This window comes from Actinoplanes sp. NPDC051470 (assembly GCF_040682035.1).
GTDB lineage: Bacteria > Actinomycetota > Actinomycetes > Mycobacteriales > Micromonosporaceae > Actinoplanes.
Window position 1 is genome coordinate 1 of the sequence record NZ_JBFBAA010000072.1, and the last position, 10,055, is coordinate 10,055.

Sequence of the window (10,055 nt, forward strand, 5' to 3'; positions counted from 1 at the left end):
AGAACGCTGACAACCTGACCACCGGCCCGCGTACGCAACGGATTGTTCGCCCCCCGATGACGTCCCGGCCGATAAGCGCCAACCGCCACGCCCCCAAACAGCGCATCGAACGCGCCGCTGTCGTCATCACCGGTCCAGGTCAACACCGCACGACCGGCCAGCTCGAACGGATCCACACCGTCACCATGCAACCGGGCGTTACGAATGCCTCGAACCCGGGTTCGTTCCGGCCAGACCAGACCCGGATACCAGTCCACCACCGGCAGATCCCCGCACTCCGGGACCGCATCGCGGTGCAGCACCACGTCATACCGATACGCCGACAACTCATTGACGTAACCACCCGGCTTCAGCCGGATCTCCACACCCTCGGCGAACCCGGCGAAGAAGTCGGGATCGAGCAGCAGCTCCTTCTCCACCGCCACGGCCTGATCCACCGCCCGCCGCAACCGATCACCCGACAACCGCCGCGACAACACACCCTCATGGAAATGCCGCAGCAACCGAAGATTCCGCACGTCACCGACGAAAATCCGGCCACCCGGAGCGAGCAACGTCAGGGCCTGCCGGAGCACCCGGCTCAGATAGGCCGCGTCGGGGAAGTACTGCACCACCGAGTTCAGCACGACCGTGTCGAAGTGACCTGACGGCAGACCGGTCACGTCGTCGGCGGGTTGCGCGCGAAGCTCCACGCGATCACCGAACTGCTCCCGCAACCGCGAGACCACCACCGGCGACAGGTCGGTCGCCCAGTACTCGTCGACGTCCTCCACGAGCGGGGACATCACCAGACCGGAACCGACCCCGATCTCCAGCACCTTCGAGCCACCCAGACCGGCGATCGCCGCGACCGTGTCGTCACGCCACTGGCGCATCTGATCCAGGTCGATCGGCTCACCCGTGAAACTGCTGTTCCACCCCGCGAAATCAGCCTCGTCACGCCCGTACAACCGGTCGTAGATCTGCTGCCACTCACCGACCTGCTCGGCATCACCCCCGACGACCGCGCTCTCGTCCACCACCACATACGCGTCCAACCGATCCTCACGCGCGACCACGACGGCCCGATCAACCAGCGGATGACCCGCCAGCACCGACTCGATCTCCCCCGGCTCGATCCGGAACCCACGGATCTTCACCTGATCATCCGACCGGCCCGCGAACTCCAGCTGCCCGTCCCGGTTCCACCGGACCACGTCCCCGGACCGGTACATCCGCGACCCCGCCGCACCGAACGGATCGGCCACGAACCGCCCCGCGCTCAACCCCGGCCGGTTCAGGTAACCGCGGGCCACGCCCGCGCCGCCGACGTACAACTCCCCCGCGACACCCGGCGGAACCGGCCGCAACCGGTCGTCCAGCACGTACGCGCCGAGGTCGGGGATGGGCCCGCCGATCAGGCTCGGAGTGCCGGGCCGGGCGTGCTCCACGGTCAGCGGCAGGTACGTGGAATGCACCGTCGTCTCGGTGATGCCGTACATGTTCACCAGGCGCGGCGCGGTGTCGGCGTGGTGCTGGTACCAGTCGGCCAGCCGCGGCAGGTCGAGTGCCTCGCCGCCGAAGACGACCTCGCGCAGAACCAGGTCGCGGCCGAGCCCGGGCTCCTCCCGCTGGGCCGCCATCAGCTGATAGAAGGCGGACGGCGTCTGGATGATCATGGTGACCCGCTCGGCGGCCAGCATGCGCAGGAAGTCGCGCGGCGTACGGGTCACCTCGAACGACGGCACCACGAGCCGGCCGCCGTGCAGCAGGGCGCCGTAGATCTCCCAGACCGAGGAGTCGAACGCGTACGAGTGGAACAGCGCCCAGACGTCCTCGGGCCCCGGCGAGAACCAGGCGTCCGTGGACTCGAACAGCCGGGCCACGTTGCGGTGCGACACGACCACGCCCTTGGGCCGCCCGGTCGATCCGGAGGTGTAGATGACGTACGCGGTGCTGTCCGGGACGACCCGGACCGGCGGCGGGGTGTCCCGGCGACGAGCGGGATCGATCACCAGGACCGGGCCGCCGGCGGTTCTGCTCCGGAATCCGTCCGTCGTCACGGTGATCGCCGGGCCGGCGTCCTCGGTCATCAGGGCGATCCGTTCCGCCGGATACTCCGGGTCGACCGGCAGGTAGGCGGCCCCGGTCTTGAGCACGGCGAGCAGCGCGACGACCAGGCCGGCCGAGCGCGGCAGCAGCAGGGCCACCACGTCGCCGGGTCGCACCCCGCCGTCGACCAGTTCCCAGGCCAGCGCGTTCGCGGCCGCGTCCAGGTCCGCGTAGGAGAGGCTGACATCCTCGGCGGTCACCGCGACGGCGTCCGGGGTGCGGCGGGGCCACTGGTCGAACAGCTCGATCAGCGTGCGGCCGGCCGGGGCCGGGCCGGGCGGCGCGACCAGCCGTGCGCGTTCCGGTTCGTCGAGGATCGGCAGATCACCCACCCGTACGCCGGGGTCGGACGCGACGGCGTCGAGCACGCGGATCCAGCGCCGGGCCAGGTCCTCGGCCGACACGCAGTCGAAGAGGTCGGTGGCGTACTCCAGGTAGCCGTGCAGCCCGTCCGGGGCGCCGTCACCGGCCCTCCGCTCGAAGACCGACAGGGAGAGGTCGAACTTGGCCGAACCGGTGTTCACCGCGAGCGGGGTGACGTCGAGGCCGGCCAGGTCGAGCGACGCGTCGCCCGGCGTGTTCTGCAGGACCAGGACGACCTGGAACAGCGGCTGGTGGGCGGTCGACCGGGCCGGGTTCAGCACTTCCACGAGGTGCTCGAACGGGACGTCCTGGTGTGCGTACGCGGCGAGGTCCGTCTCCCGGACCCGGCCGAGCAGCTCCTCGAACGTCGGATCGCCCGAGACATCGGTCCGCAGCACCAGCGTGTTCACGAAGAACCCGACCAGATCGTCCAGCGCTTCGTCCGTACGGCCGGCGATCGGCGACCCGATCGGCACGTCCGCCCCGGCGCCGAGACGCGACAGCAACGCCGCCAGTGCGGCCTGCAGGACCATGAACAGGCTGACGCCGTGCGCACGGGCCGTGTCGAGCAGCCGTCGGTGCAGGTCGCCGTCCGTGTGCAGCCCGGCGTAGTCACCGCGGTAGGAGGCCACCGGCGGGCGGGGCCGGTCGGCCGGCAGGCTGATCTGCTCGGGCACCCCGGTCAGCTGTCCGGACCAGTACGCCAGTTGCTCGCCGGCCAGGCTCCCCGGATCCGTCTCGTCGCCGAGCAGTTCGCGCTGCCAGAGGGCGTAGTCGGCGTACTGCACGGGCAGAGGCGACCACGGCGGCACGGCGCCGGCGGCCCTGGCCCGGTACGCGGTCATCAGGTCGCCGGTCAGCGGGCCCATCGACCAGCCGTCGCCGGAGATGTGGTGCAGCAGGACCAGCAGCACGTGGTCGTCGGCCGCGACCCGGAACAGCCGCGCCCGCAACGGGGGCTCGGTGGTCAGGTCGAACGGGCGGGCCGCGGCCGTACGCATCCGGGCCTCGACCTCGTCCGCGGCCGCCTCGGTCACGACCAGGTCCGGTACGGCGTCCAGGACCTGCTGGTACGGGAGGCCGTCACGCTCCGGGAAGACCGTACGCAGACTCTCGTGCCGTCCCGCGAGGTCGTGCAGGGCCGCCCGCAGCGCCGGGACGTCGAGAGCACCGGTCAGCCGCAGCGCCATGGGCATGTTGTAGGTGGCGCTCGGGCCGTCCATCCGGTGCAGGAACCAGAGCCGGCGCTGCGCGAACGACACCGGGATCAGGGCCGGGCGGGCGCGGCGGGTCAGCGGCGGACGGACGCGGCGGTCGCGGTCCAGGCGCTGCGCGAGCCCCGCCACCGTCGGCGTCTCGAACAGGGTGCGGATCGCCATCTCGACACCGAGGGTGGTCCGGATCCGGCTGGCCAGCCGGGTCGCGAGCAGGGAGTGCCCGCCGAGCGCGAAGAAGTCGTCGTCCACGCCGACCACGGGCCGTCCCAGCACCCCGGCGAACAGCTCGGTGAGGATCTGCTCCTGCGGGCTGCGCGGTGCCCGCCCGCGGGGGCCGTCGGTCAGGTCGGGAACCGGCAGCGCCGCCCGGTCCAGTTTGTCGTTCGCGGTCATCGGCAGCACCGGCAGCGGCACGAACGCGGTCGGCACCATGTGCTCGGGAAGCCGTACGGTCAGGTGCTTGCGCAGGTCGGCCGGGTTGATCTCGGCTCCGGCGGTGGGCACGACGTAGGCCACCAGATACTTCTTGCCGGCCTGGTCCTCGCGGGCGATCACGGCGGCCTGGGCCAGGTCCGGGTGCTGGGCCAGGGCGATCTCCACCTCGGCGAGCTCCACCCGGAAGCCGCGGATCTTGACCTGGTTGTCGCCGCGGCCGAGGAATTCCAGGACGCCGCCGGGCAGCCAGCGGACGATGTCGCCGCTGCGGTAGCAACGCGAGCCGGCCGGGCCGTACGGGTCGGCGACGAACCGTTCCGCGGTCAGTGCCGGTCGGCGCAGGTAACCCCGGGCGACCTGCGCCCCGCCGATGTAGAGCTCGCCCGCGACCCCGGGTGGCACCGGACGCAGCCGGTCGTCCAGAACGTGGACGGTCATGTTGGCGATGGGCCCGCCGATCGGCACCGACTGCGGCCAGCCGGACGCGTCGCCGGAGAGACTGTGCACGGTCGCGGCGTGGGTCTCGGCCGGCCCGTAGACGTTGTGCGCCCGATGCCCCGGCCGCCGCTCGTAGAACGCCCGGGTCAGTGCGCTGATCACGAACGCCTCGCCACCCTGCTGGATGTCGGTGAGGCTGTTCAGATGATTGCCCCGGTCCCGGGCCGCCTCGAAGAGCGCGTCGACGGCCACCGTGGGCGCGAACATCTCGTTGATCGCGTTCCGGTCGATCCAGGCGGCCAGCTCCTCGCTGTCGCGCCGGGTGTGGTCGGAGGGCATCGCCAGGGTCTTGCCGGAGACGATCGGCGCCAGGATCTCCTGCAGCGACAGATCGAAGCCGACCGCGGTGAACTGGGCGGCCCGCGTGCCGACCCCGCCGGGCATGCTGCGGCGGTGCCAGTCGAGGAGGTTGACCAGGCCACGGACCGGCATCACCACGCCCTTGGGCCGGCCGGTCGAGCCGGAGGTGTAGACCACGTAGGCCGGGTGCTCCGGGTGGACGCGCACGTCGGGGGCGGTGACCGGCTGCGCCCGCAGGGCGGCCCGGACCGGTTCGTCGTCGAGGACGATCCGGGGTACGCCGGCCGGGGTCAGATCGGCGGCGGCGGTCCGGGTCAGCACCAGCTCCGGCCGCCCGTCCTCGATCATCAGCGCGACCCGTTCGGCCGGGTAGGTCACGTCGATCGGCAGGTAGACCGCGCCCGCCTTGAGGATCGCGAGCAACCCGGCGAGCGTGTCGACGGATCGGGGCACGAGCATGGCGACCGGCCGTTCGGGTCCGGCGCCGTGCGACCGCAGGAGATGGGCGAGCCGGTTGACCCGCTCGTCCAGCTGCGCGTAGGTGAGCGACTCGTCGTCGTCGAAGATCGCCACCGCGTCCGGGGTCCGGGCCACCTGGTCCTCGAACATCTGCGGCACGCTCACCCAGGGCACCGGGACGGCCGTGTCGTTCCAGGTCGTCAGCAGTGCGTGCTGCTCGTCCGGGGTGAGCACCGGGGCCAGGCCGACGGGAAGGTCGGGGTCGGTGCTCACCGCGTCGAGGAAGCCGGTGAACCGCTCGGTCAGCGTGGCGACACCGGCCGGCTCGAACAGATCGGTGCGGTACTCGACGATGCCGGTCAGCCCGCCGGTGGGCGAACCGGGATCGGACTCGGTGAGGCTGAAGGTCAGGTCGAAGCGCGAGGTGCCGGTGCCGACCGTGACGTCGTCCACGTGCAGGCCGGGTAGCCGGAGGTCGAGGCCCGGCGCGCTCTGCAGGATCAGCATGACCTGGAAGAGCGGGTGATGCGCGGCCGAGCGGGCCGGGTTGAGCACCTCGACCAGGTGCTCGAACGGCACGTCCTGGTGGGTGTACGCGGCCAGGTCGGTCTCCCGCACCCGGCCCAGCAGCTCGCGGAAGGTGGGGTCGCCGGAGACGTCGGTTCGCAGCACGAGCGTGTTGACGAAGAATCCGATCAGGCCGTCGAGGGCTTCGTCGGTACGCCCGGCGATCGGCGAGCCGAGCGGCACGTCGGGGCCGGCGCCGAGCCGGGACAGCAGCGCGGACAGCCCGGCCTGCAGCACCATGAACAGGCTCGCGCCGCTGTCCCGGGCGATCCGCGTCAACCGCTCGTGCAGGCCGGCGTCGATCCGGAACCGGTGGGTGGCGCCCCGATAGGACGCCACCGCCGGGCGCGGCCGGTCGGTCGGCGGGCCGGCCTGCTCGGGCACGCCGTCCAGCGCCCGTCGCCAGTAGTTGATCTGAGCCGCCAGCACGCTGTCCCGGTCGTTCTCGTCGCCCAGCAGGTCGCGCTGCCAGAGCGTGTAGTCGGCGTACTGCGCCGGCAGCGGCGCCCAGCCCGGGGTCTCCCCGGCCGCGCGGGCGGCGTACGCCGTGGCCAGGTCGGTCGACAGCGGCCGCATCGACCAGCCGTCCCCGGCGATGTGGTGCAGCAGCAGGACCAGGACGTGCTCGGTGTCGGTGACCCGCAGCAGCGTGGCCCGGAGCGGCGGCTCGCTGGTCAGGTCGAACCGATGACGGGCCAGCTCTCCCAGATCCGCCTCGGGGCCGACGACGGTCAGTTCCGGCAGGTCGTCGAGGATCTGCTGATAGGGCACCCCGTCATGGTCGGGGAAGACCGTGCGCAGGCTCTCGTGCCGCAGGGCCAGGTCGCGGACGGCGGCTCGGAGCGCGCCGACGTCCAGCTCGCCGGTGAGCCGCAGGGCCAGCGGGATGTTGTAGGTCGCGCCCGGGCCCTCCAGGCGGTGCAGGAACCAGAGCCGGCGCTGGGCGAAGGAGAGCGGCAGCACCTCGGGGCGCGGCCGGCGGGTCAGCGCCGGGCGACCGGTGGAGGCCTGGGCGAGCTCGGCGGCGAGGCCGGCCACGGTCGGCGCCTCGAACAGGGCGCGGATCGGCATCTCCCGGCCGAGCGTCGCGCGGACCCGGCCGGCCAGCCGCGTCGCGAGCAGGGAGTGCCCGCCGAGCGCGAAGAAGTCGTCGTCCACCCCGACGCTCGTCCGGCCGAGCACGTCGGCGAACAGTTCGGCCAGGATCTGTTCCTCCGGGCTGCGAGGGCCTCGGCTCGCCGGACCGGCGGCCGTTCGCGGTGCGGGCAACGCCGCCCGGTCCAGCTTGCCGTGCACGGTCAGCGGCAGCCGGTCGAGGGCGACGATCGCGGCCGGAACCAGATATCCGGGCAGGCGCCCGCTCAGGTGGCGGCGCAGCTCGGCGGGGCCGGCCGTGCCGGTGACGTAGCCGACGAGGGTGTCGTCCCGCGCGATGACCGCGGCCTGGCCGACCAGCGGATGCGCGGTCAGCGCGGCCTCGATCTCGCCCGGCTCCACCCGCAGGCCACGGATCTTCACCTGGTCGTCGGCGCGTCCCGCGAACTCCACCTGCCCGTCGGCGCCCCAGCGGACCACGTCGCCGGTGCGGTAGATCCGCGAACCGGGGCCGCCGAACGGGTCGGCCACAAAACGCTCGGCGGTCAGCCCGGGGCGGTCCAGGTAGCCCAGGGCCACGCCCACGCCGCCGACGTAGAGCTCGCCGGGCACACCGGGCGGCACCGGACGCAATCTCTCGTCCAGCACGTAGGCGCGGGTGCCGGCGATCGGGCGCCCGATCGGGACCCGTCCGGCTTCCAGGTCGTCGGAGAGGGTCGAGACCACGGTGGCTTCGGTGAGACCGTACGCGTTCACCATCCGCCGCCCGACGGCCCACCGCTCGGCCAGGGCCGGTGGGCACGCCTCGCCGCCGACCGCCAGGGTCCGCAGGTCCGGCAGGTCCGTCTCGGGCACGGTGGCCAGCACCGACGGCGGGATCAGGGTGTGGGTGATCCGTTCCCGGGTCAGCAACTCGCCCAGCTCGGCGCCGGCCATCGGACCGGCCGGCGCGATGACCAGCTCGGCGCCCGCGCCGAAGGCCATCGTCAGTTCCATCACCATCGCGTCGAAGCTGGGCGAGGAGAGCTGCAGCACCCGGGCGGAGGCGTCGACGCCGAACCGCCGGATCTGGGCCGACGCCAGCGCGGTGAGGCCGAGGTGCGCAACCACCACACCCTTCGGCACACCCGTCGACCCCGACGTGTAGATCACGTAAGCCGCGCTCGACGGACTGACCACCACCGCAGGCGCATCAACCCGGCCCGCACCCGTGAACGGCTCCGTCACCGTCAGCGCCGCACCCGCGGTCATCAACGCCACCCGCTCAGCCGGAAGCTCCGGATCCACCGGCAGATACGCCGCACCCGCCTTCACCACACCCAGCAGCGCCACCACCAGATCAACCGAACGCGGCAACATCAACGCCACCACGTCACCCGGCCGCACCCCGGACTCCACCAACGACCACGCGACCGCGTTCGCCGCCTCATCCAGGCCGCGATACGACAAACACCGACCCCCACCGGACACCGCCGGCTCCTCCGACCAGCGCCCGACCAGCTCCGGCAACGTCGCCGGAGGCACCTCGGCGGGGGGCCACGCGCCGAGCCGGTCCAGCTCACCGGGCCGGAGGATCTCGACGGCGCCGACCGGCAGCTCGGGGTCGGTCACCATCGCCTCGAGCACCATGACGAAGCGGGCCATCAAGGCGTCGACCGTGCCCGCGTCGAAGAGGTCCGTGGCGTACTCGGCCGTGCCCCGCAGCCCGCCGCCGTGCCGTTCGCCGAGGAAGACGGAGAGGTCCATCCGGGACGTTCCCATGTGGACCGAGCCCAGGTCGCATCGCACGCCCGGCAGGTCGACCTCGGCCGGCCCGCTGTTCTCGACACTCAGCATCACCTGGAACAGCGGCTGGTGCGCGGTGGACCGGGCCGGGTTCAGCACCTCGACCAGGTGCTCGAAGGGCACGTCCTGATGGGCGTACGCGGCCAGATCGGTCTCCCGCACCCGGCCCAGCAACTCCCGGAACGACGGATCCCCGGAAACGTCGGTCCGCAGCACCAGCGTATTCACGAAGAACCCGACCAGATCATCGAGCGCCTCGTCCGTACGACCCGCGATCGGCGACCCGATCGGAATGTCCGGCCCCGCGCCCAGACGATGCAACAACACCGCCAACCCGGCCTGCAGAACCATGAACAGACTGACGCCATGCGCACGGGCCGTGTCGATCAGGCGCTGGTGCAACTGTGCGCCTACCTCGAATCCCGCGGTGGCGCCCCGATACGACGCCGTCCTGGGGCGCGGCCGGTCGAACGGCAGGCCGATCGCGTCGGGCACCCCGGCGAGGGCCTCCCGCCAGTACGCGATCTGCCTGGCGAGCACGTCGTCGCGGAGGAACCGCTGCTGCCACAGGGTGTAATCCGCGTACTGCACGGGCAGCGGCGACCAGGACGGCGGCTCTCCGCCCGTGCGGGCGGTGTACGCGGTGGCGAGGTCGGTCGTCAGCGGGCGCAGCGACCACCCGTCCCCGGCGATATGGTGCAGCACCAGGGCCAGCGCGTGGTCCATGTGGCCGATCCGCAGCAGCGTCGCCCGCAGCGGCGGCTCGCGGGTCAGGTCGAAGGCCCGCCCGGCCAGGTCCCTCAGGTCCTCGTCGAGGTCGTCCGGGGTCGTGGGCCGCACGTCCAGCTCGGCCACGGTGTCAAGGATCAGCTGGTACGGCACGCCGTCGTGGTCCGGGAACACGGTCCGCAGACTCTCGTGGCGGGCGACCACGTCACGGACAGCCGCGGTCAGGGCGGGCACGTCGAGGGCGCCTTTGATCCGCGCGACCAGCGGCATGTTGTAGGTGGCGCTGGGTCCTTCCATCCGGTGCAGGAACCAGAGCCGGCGCTGCGCGAACGACAACGGCAATACCTCGGGACGCGGCCCCCGGGTCAGCGCCGGCCGGCCCGACTCGGCCCGGGACAGCTCGGCCGAGAGCCCGGCCACGGTCGGCGCCTCGAACAACATCCGGATCGGCATCTCCACACCCAGCGTCGCCCGGACCCGGCTGGCCAGACGCGTCGCCAGCAACGAATGCCCGCC

The 10,055-nt window shown here is 72.3% G+C and carries 1 protein-coding gene; it reads right to left on the reverse strand.

Translation table 11 applies throughout. The features are described 5' to 3' along the window. On the reverse strand, window positions 1-10,055 hold a 10,055-nt coding region (locus tag AB0M54_RS47640), incomplete at both ends, for an amino acid adenylation domain-containing protein (RefSeq protein ID WP_364479962.1).